This window comes from Oceanospirillum sanctuarii, from assembly GCF_002150805.1.
GTDB lineage: Bacteria > Pseudomonadota > Gammaproteobacteria > Pseudomonadales > Halomonadaceae > Oceanospirillum > Oceanospirillum sanctuarii.
The window spans coordinates 96,393-115,129 of the sequence record NZ_MTBA01000007.1; the positions used below are offsets into that span (position 1 = coordinate 96,393).

An 18,737-nucleotide genomic window follows, 5' to 3' on the forward strand; every position below is an offset into this window, starting at 1 on the left:
TGCAGTTTTTGGCCTGATAAAGCGACCTCTTATGTTGTTCGCTTCTTCCCCTATGCTTTTTTGTAATACATGGTCGGTACGGTGGTTGATTTGTACTATGTTTTCATCAAAGCTATTCCAAATGAGACAGGCGGTTATGCCTGTTTTTTATGGATTAAAGTCACATAAAGTCATCCCGGTATCATCTCTGAGGTTATTTGACGATGTATCAAGCCAGTGAAGGTCATAAACAGTTCCTCGGTCTTCTGGAAGACCAGCTCGCACAAAAGTTTTCCGATAAGCAGGCAAAAGATATCTCTACCTTTGCTAGCCTGTACTACGCATCCGCTTCTCTGGAAGAGCTGGCTGAACGTCGTTCGGACGATCTGTACGGTGCAACGGTTTCTGCGTGGAACTTCGTACAGAAGCACGACAATAAAGAGCCTAAGATCCGTGTTTACAACCCGGATTTCGAACAGCACGGCTGGCAGTCAACGCACACCGTTATTGAAGTGCTGCAACGTGACATGGCTTTCCTGGTGGACTCCGTTCGTATCGAACTGAACCGTCGTGGCTTAACGGTTCACTCTATCCACAACGCTGTTCTGAACTTCCTGCGTGATGACAAAGGTCAGATGCAGGAACTGAAAGGCCGTAGCGAAAGCTTCGAAAAAGGCGGCAGCGCTGAGTCTCTGATCTACGTTGAAGTGGATCGTCACACCGATCAGGCTGAACTGGATGAGCTAAGCGCAAGTCTGGCAGAGGTTCTGGGTGAGGTTTCCACCGCCGTTGAAGATTTTGACCACATGGAGCAGAAATGCTTCGAGTTGGTTGATGCTCTGGCGGCAAGCCGTCCGGCGCACCTGGCAGAAGAAGATGTCAACGAGGCGGTTGATTTCCTGAAGTGGCTGAACGACGAACACTTCACCTTCCTGGGTTATGACGAATATGAAGTTGCCGACGAAGATGGCAAGAAGGTTCTGAAGCTGGTTCCGGGTTCTGAAATGGGTGTCCTGAAACTGGATGATCCTCGTTACAATCCTCAGGACCGTAACGAGCTGGCGCTGGATGGCCGTCAGTTTGTACTGATCCCTGAACTTCTGACCTTTGCAAAAGCTCCTGAGCACGCACGTGTTCACCGTCCTGCGTACCCGGATTACATCCGTATCAAGCGTTTTGATGACAAGGGCAACCTGGTTGGCGAAAGCCGTTTCCTGGGTCTGTACACTGCTTCTGTGTACAACGAAACCCCGCGTAATGTTCCTATTCTGCGTAAGAAAATTCAGGCGGTTCTGCAGGCTTCCGGTCTGGATCCGAACGGCCACAACGGTAAGCAGCTGATTCAGATTCTGGAAGTGTATCCTCGCGATGACCTGTTCCAGATCGGTCTGCACGAGCTGACCGAGACAGCTGTTGCCATCATGAATATCCGTGAGCGCCGCAAAGTACGTCTATTCATCCGTGAAGACCGCTTCGGTAAGCTGTTCTCCTGCCTGGTTTACGTACCGCGTGACATCTTCAGCACGGAGCTGCGCCACAAGCTGCGTGACCTGCTGTGTGAAGAGCTGGATGCCCACGGTAATGAATTCCACACCTACTTCTCCGAGTCCGTTCTGGCTCGTTCTCAGCTGATTCTGCGTTTCAATGGCGATACTCCGCCTAAGTACGATATTCGCGCGATTGAGAAGAAAGTGATTCAGGTGGTTCGCTCCTGGAGTGACGATCTGGCAGAAGCGCTGGTTGAAGGTTATGGCGAAGAGAAAGCCAACCAGTACCTGCGTCTGTACCGTGATGCTTTCCCTGCAAGCTACCGTGAAGACTACAGCCCACGTACTGCGGTATTCGATATCGGTTACATCGATGAGCTGAACGAACAGCGTTCTGTGACCATGTCTTTCTACCGTCAGCTGGAAGCAGAAAACAACCACCTGCAGTTCAAGCTGTTCCACAAGAACGAGCAGCTGCCACTGTCTGATGTGATTCCGGTTCTGGAAAATCTGGGCATGCGTGTTGTGGGTGAGCACCCATACGAGATTACCCGTAGCGATGGTGAAGTGATCTGGGTTCACGATTTTGCTCTGGAGCCATCTTCCGGTCAGCTGGATGCACCTCTGGTTGAAGTTCGTGATGTTTTCCAGGAAGCCTTTGAACAGATCTGGAACGGTTCTGCAGAAAACGACAGCTTTAACCGTCTGGTACTGACTTCCCGTCTGAACTGGCGTCAGGTAACGGTTCTGCGTGCTTACGCTAAGTACATGAAGCAGATTCGTTTCAGCTTCGATCAGGGCTATATCGCAACCACTCTGGGCAACCACGCTGATATCACCAGCATGCTGCTTGAGCTGTTCACCCTGCGCTTTGATCCGACGGCGACTTATACCGATGCGGCTCAGGAAGCTCTGGTTAACCGCATCAAAGAGTCTCTGGATCAGGTTCAGTCTCTGACTGAAGATATGATTCTGCGTCGCTACATGCAGCTGATGCTGGCGACCCTGCGTACTAACTTCTACCAGCTGGATAACGAAGGCGGCATCAAGTCCTACGTTTCCTTCAAGCTGGATACCAAGCAGATTCCGGATGTACCGCTGCCGCGTCCTATGTTCGAGATCTTCGTATACTCTCCACGGGTGGAAGGTGTTCACCTGCGTGGCGGTAAAGTGGCCCGTGGTGGTCTGCGTTGGTCTGACCGTCACGAAGACTTCCGTACTGAAGTTCTGGGTCTGGTTAAAGCCCAGCAGGTTAAGAACTCTGTGATCGTGCCTGTGGGTGCGAAAGGTGGTTTCGTCAGTAAGTGTCCTCCGGCCAGTGGTGATCGTGACGATATCCTGCAGGAAGGTATCGCTTGCTATAAAACCTTTATCAACGCTCTGCTGGATGTGACCGATAACCTGGTTGACGGTGACGTGGTTCCACCCAAGCAGGTTGTGCGTCACGATGAAGACGATCCGTACCTGGTTGTTGCTGCGGATAAAGGTACTGCGACCTTCTCCGATATCGCTAACAGCATCTCTGAAGAGCACGGTTTCTGGCTGAAAGATGCGTTCGCATCCGGTGGTGCTAACGGTTACGACCACAAGAAAATGGGTATTACTGCCCGTGGTGCGTGGGTTTCTGTACAGCGTCACTTCCGTGAATTCGGTCATGATGTACAGAACGAAGACTTCACCGTTGTGGGTATCGGTGATATGAGCGGTGACGTATTCGGTAACGGCATGCTGCTGTCTGAGCATATTCAGCTGGTTTGTGCCTTTAACCACCTGCACATCTTCGTTGATCCGAATCCGGATGCTCTGAGCAGCTTCCGTGAGCGTAAGCGTATGTTTGATCTGCCACGCTCCAGCTGGGCAGACTACAACGCAAAACTGATCTCTGAAGGCGGCGGTATCTTTGCCCGTTCGGCGAAGTCCATCGTGATCACGCCTCAGATGAAAGAGCGTTTTGATATTCAGGAAGATCACCTGTCACCAAACGATCTGATCTCTGCGGTTCTGAAAGCACCGGTTGATCTGGTCTGGAACGGTGGTATCGGTACTTACGTGAAAGCGACCAGCGAAACCCATGCGGATGCTGGTGATAAGGCGAATGATGGCCTGCGTATCAACGGTAACCAGATGCGTGCCCGTGTACTGGGTGAGGGTGGTAACCTGGGTGTGACTCAGCGTGCCCGTATCGAATACGGTCTGCATGGCGGTGCATCCAACACTGACTTTATCGATAACGCAGGTGGTGTGGACTGTTCCGACCACGAGGTAAATATCAAGATTCTGCTGGCTGAACTGGTTGAGCAGGGTGATATGACCGAGAAGCAGCGTAACCAGCTGCTGGAAGCGATGACCGAAGAAGTTGGTGATCTGGTTCTGAAGAACAACTACAGCCAGTCTCAGGCGCTGAGCTTGGCTAAGATTATGGCGAAAGAAGGCATCGGCCAGTTCCGTCGCTTTATCAACGCGCTGGAAAGTGAAGGCAAACTGAACCGTGAGCTGGAATTTATCCCGGGTGATGATGAGCTGCTGGAGCGTTTCAATCAGGGCGAAGGTTTGACCCGTGCAGAGCTGTCTGTACTCATCTCTTACGCGAAGTCTGATCTGAAACAGGCGCTGCTGGCGACTGAAGTACCGGATGACAGCTTTATCGAGCGTGAAGTGGAGCGTGCCTTCCCTCAGGTTCTGGTCGAGAAGTACAAGCCGGCGATGTACAACCACCGTCTGAAGCGTGAAATCGTTTCGACTCAGCTGGCGAACGATCTGGTGGATTACGGCGGTATCGCCTTCATTCACCGTCTGATCGACTCTTCCGGTGCAGAAGCTGCTGAGATTGCACGTGCTTACGTGGTAACCCGTGAAGTGTTCGGTATCCACAACCTGTGGAAACAGATCGAGCAGCTGGATAACCGCGTAGACAGCTCGGTTCAGTACGACATGATGCTGGAACTGATGCGTCTGATCCGCCGTGCAACCCGTTGGTTCCTGCGTCCGCATCTGGCGAACCTGCCGGTACGTGATGTGATCGAACTGTACGAGCCGAAAGTACGCATGCTGAGCGAAGGTATCGGTGAGCGTCTGCGTGGTGCGCAGCTGGAGAACTGGAACAAGCGTCGTGAAGAACTGATCAGCAAAGGTGTTCCTGAAGCGCTGGCGGATCAGGTTGCGGCAACCTCCGGTCTGTACTCTCTGCTGGGTATTGTTGAAGCAGAGCGCGCAACCGGTGAGAAACTGCAGCGCGTTGCTGAAGTGTACTTCGAACTGGGTCATCAGCTGGATCTGCAGTGGATCAGCCAGAAGATCACTCAACTGCACGTTCACGACAGCTGGGAAGCTCTGGCCCGTGAAACCTTCCGTGACGATCTGGATTGGCAGAGCCGCGCTCTGGCGATCAGTGTGATTCAGATGGAAGACGGTGCACTGGAAGTTGAAGGTCGTGTGACTCAGTGGATGAAGCGTCACCAGCATCAGGTTAACCGCTGGCAGACTATTCTGCGTGAGATCGAGTCTGGCAACAAAGCTGACTTCCCGATCTACTCGGTAGCGATGCGTGAGCTGTTTGACTTGGCACAGATGCAAATGGAGGCATAATATGCCCCCATGCAGGAAGTCATCATTTCACTAAGCTTAAGTGCTGAAAAATATCTGGAGTATTACCGCGGTTACGCCACTGGCGTAATCGCCTACGATACCCTCGGCAGGCGGATTCAGTTACCCGCCTCCGTGTTGCGGCCGTTTGTCACCCATCAGGGGATACATGGTCGTTTCAGGGTAAAGTTCGGAGCCGGTAATAAATTCCAGAGCATAGAAAGGGTAGCCTGAAAGGGCTGCCCTTTTTTGTTTGTGCTGCTTGTTTTACTCCTCATTCGCCTTTCACACCTTTTAACCACTTTGCCGTTAATGCTTTTAGTGTGCTGTCAGCGTATAATCCGGCCGTTTTTCATCCGCTTTGATGCATCGCTTTCGGGAGTCCTGTCATGTACGGTTTAGCGCGCAATATTCTGTTCCGTTTTTCTGGTGAAACGGCCCATGAACTGGCTTTGGATGGCCTGAATGCCGCCAATCGTCTGGGCGTATTATCTCCATTTGTGGCCAAGCCGGTTCAGGCTCCGGTTGAAGTGATGGGTATTACCTTCCCGAATGCTGTAGGTATGGCTGCGGGGCTGGATAAAAATGCGGATTATCTGGATGCGCTGGGTACGCTGGGTTTTGGTTTTGTCGAAGTGGGCACGGTTACCCCTAAGCCTCAGCCGGGTAACGACAAGCCTCGTCTGTTCCGAATTCCGGAGAAAGACGCCATCATCAACCGTATGGGCTTCAACAACAAAGGTGTGCACCACCTGGTTGAGCAGGTTAAGCAGCGTAAGTTTCAGGGTATTGTTGGTATCAACATCGGTAAGAACCTGACCACTTCAGTGGAAGATGCTGAAAAAGATTACCTGTACTGCCTGAAGGAAGTTTATCCACACGCAGACTATGTGACGGTAAACATCTCTTCTCCTAATACTCCGGGGCTGCGTACCCTGCAGTTTGGTGAAACTCTGGAAGCGCTGCTGCGCTCTCTGAAAGAAGAGCAGACCCGTCTGGCTGAACAGCATCAGCGTTATGTACCGATCGCCGTTAAAATTGCGCCGGATATGACCGATGAAGAGATCCGCATGGTGGCAGACAATATCCGTAATCAGAAAATGGATGCGGTCATTGCTACCAATACCACCCTGGATCGTGATGCGGTTCTGGGACTGGATAATGCTGATGAAGCGGGTGGCCTGAGTGGTAAGCCGGTGCGTGATAAGTCCACACACGTGATTAAAGTGCTGGCGGAAACCCTGCAAGGTGAGCTGCCGATTATCGGTGTTGGCGGTATTGATAGCGCTGAAGCTGCCTGTGAAAAAATCGAAGCGGGTGCGAGTCTGGTTCAGGTTTATACCGGCTTTATCTATCAGGGTCCTAAGCTTGTGAAAGAGGCTGCTGAAGCGGTTGCAGCGCTTCAGGCGTCCCGTAAGTAAGGCTTTCTGACTTTACTGGCAGGTATTAAAAAGGCTCGCATTTGCGAGCCTTAGAATTTTGAGGGATATGATCCTGATGAGCCCGTCGACTTATCAGCGATCAGAAACAGTTTAAGACAGTACTGCTGGGTTCTTGTGGATCCCTGAGACGCCTGTCATACCCGCCCAGGAATCAGCGCGGCCTTCTCGCCATCCGCTCATCCAATATTGTCGGGTATCTATGTTGTTATTTGGGCAAAGATCACGGGATTTTCCGGATACGCCCGCTTGGTAACCACGTAAAAAAGCTCGTTGGGCAGGGTCTCTTTTTTGTCTTTTCATAGTGAGTAACGCCTCGTAGCTATCTGTGGAGTTTGCCGGGACACCGTCGCTCTGTTCGAGGTTATACGGTGGGCCGATGTGTACGGCCTCTGGCAAACGCTCCCTAAATGTAAAGTCCTGTGGCACTTGGATGCCGTTTTTTTCAGGTCTGGCTTCAGTTTCCTTCGGAATCTGAAATTACATCAGGTTTCTTTAACCTCCGGTCTGATGTTAGGTACAGAATCTTGGAAAAATCTTTTAAAAGAGTCTGTACTGTCAAAGACCTGTTTAGGGGTTTAGAGTTCACTCTTGTTTTTCGACATATAAGTCTTTAGACGTTTGCGCAAGATGTGCGACAACAGTTAAGTTGTAGTTGAATTGTCATACTTTGTCGAACACCTTTTTTTCATAATCCTGCTGCTGCTTAGTCGGGGCAGGAATAACGAAACATGCTAATAAAGTTAGCCTGTTGAATTGGCTGGGAAATAATGGCGTTACTAGATCTTTTTTTAACCTGTCCGAAAAGCCTTGAAGGCCTGTTAGCACAGGAATGTGCAGAACTGGGTGCAGAGAATGTTAAGGAAAAAGTGGCTGGTGTTGAGTGTCGGGCAACGCTGGAAGTGGCCTATCGCCTCTGCCTGTGGTCACGTCTGGCAAACCGGGTGCTGCTCCGTCTTTATACCGGCCCTGCGGAAACCGCTGATGAACTGTATGACACGGTTCAGTGGGTGAACTGGCAGGAGCACATGCAGGATCAGGGTACGCTGGCGGTGGATTTCACCGGTAGTAACCGAGAGATTCGCAATACCCACTTTGCGGCGCAACGGGTTAAAGATGCCATTGTTGATCAGCTGAAAGAGAAAACCGGTTTCCGTCATTCGGTGGATAAAGAGCGTCCGTCGATGCGGGTTAACGCGCGTCTGAACCGTGGTGAAGTGGTGCTGAGTCTGGATCTGTCCGGCAGCAGTCTGCATCAACGTGGCTACCGTTTGGATGGTGCTATGGCACCTCTGAAAGAGAACCTGGCGGCAGCGATTCTGATTCGTTCCGGCTGGCCTGCTCTGGCGAAAGAGGGTAAACCTCTGATCGATCCTATGTGTGGTTCCGGTACCCTGCTGATTGAAGGTGCGCTGATCGCGATGGATCAGGCTCCGGGTCTGAACCGCAGTCACTTCGGTTTCTTCACCTGGAAGCAGCACGACTTTGATCTCTGGCGCGAAATTGAGCATGAAGCAGAAGCCCGTGCTTCTCTCGGCCGTAGCCGCTGGAAGGGCCTGATTTATGGCTATGATGCCAGCGGTAAAGCACTGGTTGCAGCACAGAAGAATATCCGTCGTGCAGGTCTGGATAAGATTGTAAACGTCACCAAAAAAGAGCTGGCCTATTTTGTTCAGCCAACCCACGCCGGTAATCTGGAGGCGGGTCTTGTGGCGACTAACCCGCCTTACGGTGAGCGTATCAGTGATATGCCGTCTCTGATTCACCTGTACCGTCATCTGGGTGATCGCCTGAAGGAGTCTTTCCCAGGCTGGCAGGTTTCTGTCTTTACCGGCAACGGTGATCTGTGCCACAAGATGGGGCTGCGCAGTCATAAGCAGTACAACATGTTTAACGGCGCGCTGCCGTGTAAGTTGCTGTTGTTTGCGGTGGCGGCAGACTCGGATCAGAAAGAGCGTCCGGCGAAGCCAACTCAAAGCACCGAAGAACTGATGCGGGATGAAACCACCTGGAGTGAAGGCGGCCGTATGTTCGCCAACCGGGTACGTAAAAACCTGAAGAATCTGAAGAAGTGGCTGAAAAAAGAGAAGGTCGAGTGCTACCGCGCTTACGACTCTGATATTCCGGAATATGCCGTTGCTGTTGATGTCTATGGCGATCATCTGCACGTTCAGGAATACGCGCCACCTAAGACAATTGATCCGGCTAAAGCGGAACGTCGTCTGATGGATGTGCTGCAGGTGTTACCAGCGGTGTTTGATATCAGCCCGTCCAACATTCACCTGAAACAGCGTAAACGTCAGTCTGGGCGTGCTCAGTACGAAAAACTGGGTAAAAAGCGCGAGATGATGACCGTCACCGAAGGGCCATGCAAATTGCTGGTCAATCTGGAAGATTATCTGGATACCGGTCTGTTTCTGGATCACCGCCCGATTCGTACTTACATCGGCGAGCAGTCCAAAGACCTGCGTGTGCTGAATTTGTTCTGTTACACCGCAACGGCTACGGTTCACGCTGCTGTGGGTGGTGCCCGCAGTACGGTCAGTGTTGACCTGTCCAATACCTATCTGGACTGGGGCAAAAAGAACATGCGTCTGAACGGTTTTTACGGTGAAGAGCATGAATTCATTCAGGCGGACTGCAAGCAGTGGCTGCAGGAAAATACCCGCCTGTTTGATCTGATCTTTATGGATCCGCCAACCTTCTCCAACTCCAAGCGGATGAAGGATGTGCTGGATATCCAGCGCGATCATGGGCGTATGATCCGTGATGCGATGCGGGTTGTGGCTCCGGGTGGTGCTCTGATCTTCTCCAATAACCTGCGCAGTTTTAAAATGGATGAATCCATTCTGGAAGAGTTTGATGTGCAGGATATTTCTAAAGAATCGGTGCCAACGGACTTTGCCCGAAACCAGAAGATTCACCAGTGTTATGAGATCCGCTATTTCGACTGATCAGCGGTGATATAAGAGAGTACAAACAGCCTGCAACTGCAGGCTGTTTGCTATCGGAATAGCGACCATCCCAACGGCCATTAGGTCTCAACAACCATTAGGTCTCAACAACCATTAGGTCTCAACAACCATTAGGTCTCAACAACCATTAGATCTCAACAACTATTAGATTGAGGAAAAACGATGAGTCAGGTGTTAAATCTTTACACCACGCTGGGCTGTCATCTGTGCGAGCAGGCGCTGGCGATTGTACATCCGTTAGTAGCGGAAAAAGGCATTGAGCTTAAGCTGGTGGAAATCAGTGAATCGGAAGCTCTGGTGGAAAAATACGGAATTCGGATTCCTGTGATTCGACTGGAAAATCGGGAAGAAGAACTGGGCTGGCCATTTGATAGCCAAGCCGCCGAGGCTTATCTTGAGCTGGCGGCAGCCTGATACTCAAAAGGCTTGCGGAGACGTGTTAGCCGGTAGGCAGTTCGCCGGCTTTCATCAGGTCTGAAAACAGATCCGCAGCTTCTTCGCTGTCATCCAGCTGCAGTACCCGCTTCATACCCCGGCTTTCCTGAACGGTACCGATGCTTTCCATCAGGGTTACCGCTTCATCATAAGATTCCATCAGAGAATGGGTCAGTCCACCAAACTGGGTGCCAATCTGTCCCCAGGCTTTGGTCAATAGCCAGTCGCCGAACATATCCTGATGGATATGAACCAGACAGTAATCATGTTCGTTTTGCCAGCGAACAATCACTTGTGCAACTCCTGCGGACTGATATGATTCCCAACTACTTCTTCAGGTTTTATCACCTGATCGTAGTCCCTGTTGTGTACCCATTAAAGTGTACCAGTAAGTACCTGATTTAAGCAGATACGTGGTCTTTAATAAGCCATTTATGACCACTGGCAGGAATTGAGCCTGAATCCCACGCATTTGTAAAGTGTTGATATGAAAAGCCCTTTCCATCGCAGAAGCGATTAACTGTAAAAAAGGGCTGAATAAGAACAGAGGAAAACCGATGCACATTATTGCCGATGAAAATATCCCCCTTGTTCAGGAGTTTTTCTCCGAGCTGGGCTCTATTGAAACCCTGCCGGGACGCTCCATGACCCGGGAGCAGATTCAGAAGGCCGATGTGCTGCTTGTGCGCTCTATCACCAATGTTAATCAGGAACTGCTGGATGGCACCAAGGTACGTTTTGTTGCCACCGCCACCATCGGTTGTGACCATATCGATCAGGATTATCTGACGGCCAATAATATCGGCTTTGCCAATGCGCCTGGCTGTAATGCCAACTCTGTCGTGGAGTATGTGTTAAGCGTGCTCTCGCTGCTTTCTGATCAGGAAGACTTTATCCTGAAAGAGAAAACCATCGGTATCATCGGTGCAGGTAACGTCGGTGGTCGCCTGAAAGAGCGTTTGGAAGAGATCGGTATTAATGTTCTGGTCAATGACCCTCCAAGGGCTGAAGCGGAAGGCGAAGAAGGTTTCACTGATCTGGATGAGCTGCTGGAACAGGCCGATATCATCAGCATGCATACTCCGCTGATTAAACAGGGCCCTCATCCGACCCTGCACCTGCTGAATGAAGCCCGTATTAACAAGCTGAAGCCAGATACCGTTCTGATCAACAGTGGCCGTGGTGCTGCAATCGATACACAGGCGCTGAAAGCCCGTCTGCAGGAGAAAGGCGACCTTTACACGGTTCTGGATGTCTGGGAGTCAGAGCCGAATATTGATCATGAACTGCTGGAACTGGTGGATGTGGGCACACCGCATATTGCCGGTTACAGCCTTGATGGCAAGCTGGGGGGCACTGAGATGGTTTATGTCTCGGTATGTCAGCATTTTGGTCTGCCTGCCCGGAAGAAGCTCGGACAGCTGATTCCTGAGCCGCCACTGCGTAAACTCTCTTTCTCCAATCAGGCACACCGCTGGCAGTCTACGCTGACTGCAATCCGAGCCTGTTACGATGTTCGTAACGATGATATGGCGATGCGCCGGGCTTTCACTAAGGCTCATAAGAAAGGTATTACCCTGGGGAAAGCTTTTGATGAGTTGCGCCGTACTTATCCGGTGCGCCGCGAATTCCATACTTTGAAAGTGCAGCTGAAAACTAGCCAGAAGAAACTGGGTGATCAGCTGGAGAAGTTTGGTTTCTCCGTTCGTCTGGGTAAGTAAGCCGACGATATCCGGACCGGCTACAGACTGAATAAAAAAATGCCCGCTACCGGTCTTGCGTATCAGCAAGCAGGTAGCGGGCATTTTGTTTTAGTGCGGCCGGGATTTGTTTAGCACGGATAAGAAATACTGCGATCAGGCGTTGATCGCACTGACATACTGCAGCAGAGCTTTTCCGGTCAGGGGCGGTGAGTAGTAGTAGCCCTGAATCAGTTCGCAGTTAAGCTGTTTCAGAATTTCCAGTTGCTCTTCATTCTCCACCCCTTCTGCCACTGTGATAAAACCGAAGTTTTCACACAACTGCATAACGGTCTCGACCAGTTTTTTGTCCTTGGTGTTTTCGTGCATATCCTTAATAAAAGCCCGGTCGATCTTAAGGACAGAAACCGGCATATCTTTCAGATATGCCATTGAGGAATAACCGGTACCAAAGTCATCAATGGCGATAGAAATACCGGCATCGGCCAGTTGGCGCAGTTGTAGTAGGGCTTCTGCCATATCATCCATCAGACCGGATTCGGTAACTTCGATCTCTAGTACGGAAGCAGGAAGCTCATACTGATTTAAAATCTTCAGACAGGTACGGGCGAAATCCTGCTGCGTCAGCTGCTGGCTGGCGACGTTAACCGCGAGCATAAAATTCTCTGGCACCTGTTGTTGATCCCGCCACTGCTTCAGCTGGCGACAGCTCGCATCCAGTACCCAATGCCCGATATCAAGAATCTGGCCGGTTTTCTCCGCCAGCGGAATAAACTCAACCGGAGAGATACGCCCAAGAGTTGGGTGTGACCAGCGCAAAAGTGCTTCCGCACTCAGGCATTCTTCGTTAGGCAGGCTGATCTTTGGCTGAAAATACAGTTCCAGCTCGCCGCGCTCTGCCGCATGGTTCAGGGCTTCCTGCAGGGTGAGTTTGCGCTGCAGCTGGGACTCAAGCTCTGGCGTGTAATCTCGCCAGCTATTGGGTGTTTCAGGTACAGCCAATGCGGCCAGACGAATCAGGTTTTCAGCACTTCGGCTTTGATCTGAGGTGCTTATACCGGCACGGGCGTTCAGTCGCAGACGAAACTCCTGATAATCGATAGGCTGACGCACGGTCCCCAGCAACGGCAGTACGCGATCTGCTAGCTGATCGCAGCTCGGTTGCCCTTCAATCTGAGTCCGGCGCGCCAACACCCATTCTGTGCTACTCCAGAGACCCAGAATATCGCCTTCCTGACGATGTTTCAGGGCGCGATCTTTTAAAGCCAATGCCAGATTTTCGGCCACTTCAAGGCCGTGCAGACGTGCCATCTCATCAAGGCCATCTACCGCGAAGAAGTAAATCAGAAGCTTCTGATCTTTTTCGATCTGTTCCTGCAGCTGGCTTAGTAAACCGGTTCGGTTAGGTAGGCCGGTTAAGGGATCTTCCACCGCCATGCGTTTTAGCTCGCAGGTACGTTCAGCGACAAGGGATTCCAGCTCATCGGCACGAAACATCTGCTGTTGCAGCCTCAGGTGCTCCTGCAGGATATTTTCCAGTCGGCGCAGAACTTCCTGATTATCAAACGGCTTGGTGAGGAAATCACGGGCACCCAACTCCAGAGCCTGATAGCGGGTAGTCTGATCGGTGTTGGCCGTCAGAATAATAACCGCAGGCAGGTTATCTCCAAGACTTTCTCTTAGCTGTTCCAGTAGCTCCAGACCTGAGATATGGGGCATGCGGATATCAAGAAAGATCAGATCCGGCTGTTTTTGCGCCACTCGAGGCATCAGCTGGCGCGGGTCTGTCATACACTCGACCTGAGTAAAACCCTCGTCTTCCAGCAGGCTGGCGAGAAGATCGACATTTACTTCATTGTCGTCGAGGATCAGGATGTCGGCTTCAGTATTCAATGAGCTTTGGCTGTCCATATTAGTGCTCCAGTTGAGCCTGCAGGACCTGATGCAGAGCGCCCAGATCCAGCGGTTTATTCAGATAATCGACAAAGCCTGCCTTCAGGAGTTCCGTTCGCCCATGGTCTGTGCCTGAAGCAGAAACAGCGATAACGGGAATGTTTCGGGTCAGGGGATTTCGGGACAGCATCTGCTGTGCCTGATGCCCGCTGATGCCGGGCAGATCCAGATCCATCAGAATCAGATCCGGTGTATCCGAGGCTGCAATTTCAAGAGCCAGTTCCGCCGATGCTGCAAGGGTCAGACGATATTCCGCAAGTTCGTCGACAAAGGCCTGCAGCAGGCGCTGATTCGCCGGATTGTCTTCCACATAGAGCAGATGACGACAGCCTTCCTGCGCTTCGGGCGTATCTTCTGTTAACTGGTGTTCGCTGTCGTGCTCTGCTGACAGCGGCAAGGTAAACCAGAAACAGCTACCTTTATGCTCTTCGCTTTCAACGCCGATCTCACCCTGCATCAGCTCCACCAATTCCCGGCTTAAAGCCAGACCGATACCCGTGCCTTCGATAGCAGAGTTTTCAGCCCCTAAACGGCTGAATGGCTGAAAGAGCTGGCTGAGTTGGTCGGTGGAAATGCCGGAGCCTGTGTCTTCTACCTCAATACGCAACATATCGTTAGCAGATGTTTTCTGCAGCGAGCAGCGGATAAAGACTTCGCCCTCTGTACGATTGTATTTGATCGCATTGGTAACCAGATTGATCAGCACTTGCTGACAGCGGGTATAGTCCGCTACCACCCAAAGGTTACGGGTATTGTTGTCCAGCGGATGCAGTTTAATCTGGTACTGGTCTGCGATCGGCTGCAGACCTTCCAGGGCATCCTGCATCATCTCCTGAACATTCAGGGATTCCAGAGAGACACTGATACGTCCGGCTTCGATACGGGCCAGATCCAGTACATCGTTGATCAGGGTGAGTAGGTGCTGACCACTCTTATAGATCTGTTTGACGTGGCGCTGCTGACGGTCGGTGAGGGGGTGTTTACCGGATTGCAGCAGTTGCGCAAAGCCCAGAATCGCATTCATGGGAGTGCGTAGCTCATGGCTCATGGAGGAGAGGAACTCACTTTTCGCCTGACTGGCGTGTTGCGCGGCATCTCTTGCCTGACGAAGCTGCTCGTTAATCTGCTCTCGTTCATGCATCTGGCGATAAAGTCGAATCAGCAGGGCACAGGTACTGGTGAAGGGGTTCAGCCATTCGGCCAGTTCAGGATGATAATCTTCCTCGGAGTTTGCAATGGCAAACATGCCGATCACTTCATCCTGATCGAAAATGGGTACGCCCATATAGCGATAGAGTTCCGGGTGCCCCGGTGGCAGGTGACTGTTGCCATATCGGTCCTGCATCTGGTTATTGATAATGAGTTTCTCACCGGCAAAAACTTGTCCGATCAGGGTGTCCGGATTGGTCAACAGCATATCGCCAGCCACCAGACGCTGCATCAGCTGCTTGGATTCCTCGCTCCAGGACAGGTCGGTAATCGCATGCAGCTTGAGTGCTTTCTTGCCTTCAATGGTCAGTACCTCACCGATAAAGGCATAGTCACTGTCGGTCAGCTCTTTGAGGGCTTCCATCAGGAAGGCCCAGAGCTTGTCCTGAGACAGTAAGGCCTGATAGTCAGTCAGACCCTGATGCAGAATTTTTAACAGGGTTTTTTCCTGCTGCTCGGCATGCTGAGCGGCACGCACATCCCTAAGGTCAGACAGGATGCCGATAAACTGACGTTCATTGGGCTGATTGCTGTGGACTTCACTGACTCCCAGATGGATCGGGATCTGAGTGCCATCTTTACGGCGGGCTTCAACTTCTCGGCCCTTACCAATAATTTTGGCCTGTCCGCTGTGCATAAAACGACGCAGGTAGTCATCGTGCTCCTTTGCCCAGGGAGCCGGCATAATCACTTTTACGTTTTTGCCTTTGAGTTCTTCTTCGCTGTAGTTCAGCAGCTCCTGGGCGAAGGGATTAACTTCAAGAATGGTACCGCAGTGGTTGATGCGGATGATCCCTGCAGCCGCGGAATCGACAATGGCGCGGTAGCGGGCCCGGCTGATATCGACTTCATTCTTTTCCCGTTCAAGGGCAACTCTCTGTTGATGCAGGCGAATCAGTTCCTCTGCCTGCCGGGCAAGCTGCTCAAGGCGGATCAGCTCCTGAGCGGAAAGTTCTTTGGGCTGAGTACCGAGAATACAGAAACTGCCGAGGTGCAGGCCGTCACGAATACTGATGGGAATACCGGCATAAAAGCGGATAGCGTGCTCGCCAGTTACCAGAGGATTATCCCGAAAGCGTTCATCTTTCAGGGTGTCCGGAATAATCAGGTTTTCACCGTGATAGACCGCATGGGAGCAGAAGGAGATATCCCTGTGGGTTTCGCAGCTGTTAAACCCCTGTTCTGCTTTGAACCACTGACGGTTCTGATCCACCAGAGAAACCAGCGCCACTGGCACATCGAAAAGGTCTCTTGCCAGTTCTGTCAGACGATCAAAGCCCGGATCCCGGCCTGTGTCTAGAATGGCCAGATCATGCAGATGCTGCAGGCGTTCCGTCTCATTGGGGGGCAGAAGTTTGTCTGGCAGAGCACTGGGGGGCATAGAAAAGCCTTTTTCTGAGTAGGGTTTTATAGATGTATTTTCAACACCGGATTCAATGATTATACGGAATTCGTAATATTGTGGATGCTTATTTGTGTTACCAAAGGTGGGATTTCTGCGTTTTCCGTAACGAAAAAACCGGCCACGGGGGCCGGTTTTTGGTGTTCTGCTGGAGCAAAGCCGTTGTGATTAACGACCGCGCTGCAGGGCTTCGATACGCTCATCCAGTGGAGGGTGAGAAGCAAACATGGCAGACATCTTACCGCCTGAGATACCCAGAGCGGTCATAGAGCCACGCATCATGCTTTCTTCACCGGATTCTGCTTTCAGGCGTTGCAGAGCCGAGATCATCGCCTGACGATCCGCCAAAGTTGCACCGGCATGATCCGCACGGAACTCACGTTGACGGCTGAACCAGGCCACAACAGCAGAAGCCAGAATACCGAACAGGATGTCCAGAATGATGGTCAGAACCATTTCGGCAACCCAACCCAGACCACCTTCACCGTTTTCATCGGCAGTGAACTGGTCAATAGCGTAAACCACTACACGGGTTACAAACATAACGAAGGTGTTTACTACACCCTGAATCAGAGCCAGAGTCACCATGTCACCGTTCGCTACGTGGCCGATTTCGTGAGCCAGAACCGCACGTACTTCATCAGGACTCATACGCTGCAGCAGACCAGCACTTACCGAAACCAGAGCATCGTTTTTGTTCCAACCGGTCGCGAAGGCATTAGATTCCATCGCCGGGAAGATACCCACTGTCGGCATTTTGATGCCGGCTTTCTGGGACAGCTCAGCCACTGTTTGCAGCAGCCAGGCTTCTGTTTCGTTACGAGGCTGATCGATCACCTGAGTACGGGTACTCATTTTGGCAATGCTTTTCGACATAAACAGAGAGACCAGTGAGCCGGTAAAACCGAACACAGCACAGAAGATCAGCAGGCTGGTCAGGTTAAGGCCACCGCCTTCGCGATAACTGCCTACCCCCAGTACGCTAAGGGCGATACCTGCAATAACAAGCACAGCCAGGTTCGTTAAAAGGAATAGTCCGATACGCATCATGTTTGCGAATTCTCCATCAAGTTAATCTGATACCTTTTTAATTGGGCTGAACATATCCGCTTACAAGGGCTGGCGCTGTTTTCTCTGTTCGCTGACCTGAAACCGGTATGTTTTCGTCATTGTGATCCAATAAGGTGACCATTTGATAACGGTCAAATTTTTTGGTTCCGTGAAAGTTCCCCAATAAACGAAAAAAGTTTAAAAAAATGCCCCGGACATTGCGGGGCATTTCGAACTTCCGGTTTTACAGCCGTTACTGGCTGTATTTGCTCAGGAAGCGGGCGATGCGGTTAATCGCATCTTCTAACTGGTCGACATAAGGCAGGGAGACAATGCGGAAGTGATCCGGCTCCGGCCAGTTAAAGGCGGTGCCCTGAACCACCAACATCTTCTCCTGTTTCAGCAGGTCGTAGGCGAACTTTTCATCATCATGGATGTTGAAGCGTTTCACATCCAGTTTCGGGAACAGATAAAGCGCGCCCTTAGGCTTAACGCAGCTGATACCCGGAATATTGTCCAGCATCTCCCAGGCCAGATCACGCTGCTCTTTCAGGCGACCGCCGGGAAGAATCAGGTCGTTAATGCTCTGGTAACCGCCAAGAGCGGTCTGAACTGCATGCTGAGCCGGTACGTTGGCGCACAGACGCATGGAAGACAGCATATTCAGACCTTCAATAAAGTCTGTCGCTTTATGCTTGTTACCGCTGACGATCATCCAGCCGGAGCGGAAGCCTGCCACACGGTAAGACTTCGACAGGCCGTTAAAGGTCAGGAAGAGTACATCATCAGCAAGGCTTGCGATGGAGGTGTGAACTTCTCCGTCGTAAAGAATCTTGTCGTAGATCTCATCGGCCAGAACCACCAGATTGTGTTCCCGGGCAACCTCGATAATCTCTTGCAGCAGAGATTCCGGATACAGAGCACCGGTTGGGTTGTTCGGGTTAATGATCACAATGCCTTTGGTGCGCTCTGTGATCTTGCTGCGGATATCATTGATATCCGGATACCAGTCGGACTGCTCATCGCAGATGTAGTGAACCGCTTTGCCGCCAGCCAGTCGGGTCGCTGCTGTCCAAAGCGGGTAATCCGGTGCCGGAATCAGCAGCTCGTCATCATCATTCAGAAGACCCTGAGTGGCCATGGCGATCAGCTCGCTGACCCCGTTACCCAGATAGATATCTTCGATAGATACGTTGTCGATTTTTTTGCGCTGACACTCCTGCATCACCGCCTTACGGGCCGAGTACAAACCTTTGGATTCGCAGTAGCCCTGGGCATTGGGCAGGTTATAGAGTACATCCTGCAGAATCTCTTCCGGTGCCTCAAAGCCGAATGGGGCCGGGTTGCCGATATTCAGTTTAAGAATACGGTGACCTTCCTCTTCCATTCGTTTGGCTTCTTCAAGGACAGGTCCACGGATGTCATAACATACATTGTTCAGTTTTGTGGACTTTTTGATGGTTTGCATACGGGTTCCGTTGTGCGGTAAGGGTATAGGGTGGGGCAGTGCTTGCCTCATTTTTTTG

At 51.4% G+C, this 18,737-nt stretch carries 12 protein-coding genes; 6 read left to right on the plus strand and 6 right to left on the minus strand.

What is annotated here, in order from left to right; all coding sequences use genetic code 11:
* The first annotated feature begins 203 nt into the window (after positions 1-203).
* The 3 genes from BV405_RS13535 (at position 204) to BV405_RS13545 (ending at position 6,469) form a co-directional block, all read left to right on the plus strand.
* On the plus strand, positions 204-5,051 hold the full coding sequence (locus BV405_RS13535; protein WP_086481428.1) for an NAD-glutamate dehydrogenase: 4,848 nt from the start codon (positions 204-206) through the stop codon (positions 5,049-5,051).
* 9 nt (positions 5,052-5,060) lie between these two features.
* On the plus strand, positions 5,061-5,282 hold the full coding sequence (locus tag BV405_RS18130; RefSeq protein WP_086481429.1) for a DUF2835 domain-containing protein: 222 nt from the start codon (positions 5,061-5,063) through the stop codon (positions 5,280-5,282).
* Between the two features lie 155 nt (positions 5,283-5,437).
* Entirely contained in the window at positions 5,438-6,469 is a 1,032-nt protein-coding gene (locus tag BV405_RS13545) for a quinone-dependent dihydroorotate dehydrogenase (protein WP_086481430.1), read from the plus strand.
* Between the two features lie 111 nt (positions 6,470-6,580).
* On the opposite strand, the gene rmf is transcribed toward BV405_RS13545, so the two are convergent.
* A complete protein-coding gene (gene rmf / locus BV405_RS13550; protein ID WP_086481506.1) occupies positions 6,581-6,790 on the minus strand; it encodes a ribosome modulation factor in 210 nt (69 codons plus the stop codon).
* A gap of 467 nt (positions 6,791-7,257) precedes the next feature.
* Here rmf and rlmKL point away from each other — a divergent pair, with 467 nt between their 5' ends.
* Both rlmKL and BV405_RS13560 read left to right on the plus strand, forming a co-directional pair.
* Positions 7,258-9,441 carry a bifunctional 23S rRNA (guanine(2069)-N(7))-methyltransferase RlmK/23S rRNA (guanine(2445)-N(2))-methyltransferase RlmL gene (rlmKL, locus tag BV405_RS13555; protein WP_086481431.1) on the plus strand — a complete coding sequence of 728 codons (2,184 nt, stop codon included), beginning with the start codon at positions 7,258-7,260 and terminating at the stop codon, positions 9,439-9,441.
* Between the two features lie 183 nt (positions 9,442-9,624).
* Entirely contained in the window at positions 9,625-9,876 is a 252-nt protein-coding gene (locus BV405_RS13560) for a glutaredoxin family protein (protein WP_086481432.1), read from the plus strand.
* A 25-nt stretch (positions 9,877-9,901) separates the two neighbouring features.
* Here the strand turns inward: BV405_RS13560 and BV405_RS13565 are convergent, their stop codons facing one another.
* A complete protein-coding gene (locus BV405_RS13565) occupies positions 9,902-10,189 on the minus strand; it encodes a WGR domain-containing protein (protein ID WP_086481433.1) in 288 nt (95 codons plus the stop codon).
* A 265-nt stretch (positions 10,190-10,454) separates the two neighbouring features.
* Between BV405_RS13565 and pdxB the strand changes: the two genes are divergently transcribed.
* Entirely contained in the window at positions 10,455-11,618 is a 1,164-nt protein-coding gene (gene pdxB, locus BV405_RS13570) for a 4-phosphoerythronate dehydrogenase PdxB (RefSeq protein WP_086481434.1), read from the plus strand.
* A 135-nt stretch (positions 11,619-11,753) separates the two neighbouring features.
* Here the strand turns inward: pdxB and BV405_RS13575 are convergent, their stop codons facing one another.
* The 4 genes from BV405_RS13575 to BV405_RS13590 form a co-directional block, all read right to left on the minus strand.
* On the minus strand, positions 11,754-13,508 hold the full coding sequence (locus BV405_RS13575) for a GGDEF/EAL domain-containing response regulator (RefSeq protein ID WP_086481435.1): 1,755 nt from the start codon (positions 13,506-13,508) through the stop codon (positions 11,754-11,756).
* A gap of 1 nt (position 13,509) precedes the next feature.
* On the minus strand, positions 13,510-16,140 hold the full coding sequence (locus BV405_RS13580) for an ATP-binding protein (protein ID WP_086481436.1): 2,631 nt from the start codon (positions 16,138-16,140) through the stop codon (positions 13,510-13,512).
* 189 nt (positions 16,141-16,329) lie between these two features.
* Positions 16,330-17,211 (minus strand): protease HtpX, encoded by an 882-nt coding sequence (htpX, locus tag BV405_RS13585; RefSeq protein WP_086481437.1) that lies wholly within the window; start codon positions 17,209-17,211, stop codon positions 16,330-16,332.
* Between the two features lie 253 nt (positions 17,212-17,464).
* The gene (locus tag BV405_RS13590; protein WP_086481438.1) at positions 17,465-18,679 is read right to left on the minus strand and encodes a pyridoxal phosphate-dependent aminotransferase; all 1,215 of its coding nucleotides are present in this window, start codon (positions 18,677-18,679) and stop codon (positions 17,465-17,467) included.
* Positions 18,680-18,737 lie beyond the last annotated feature (58 nt).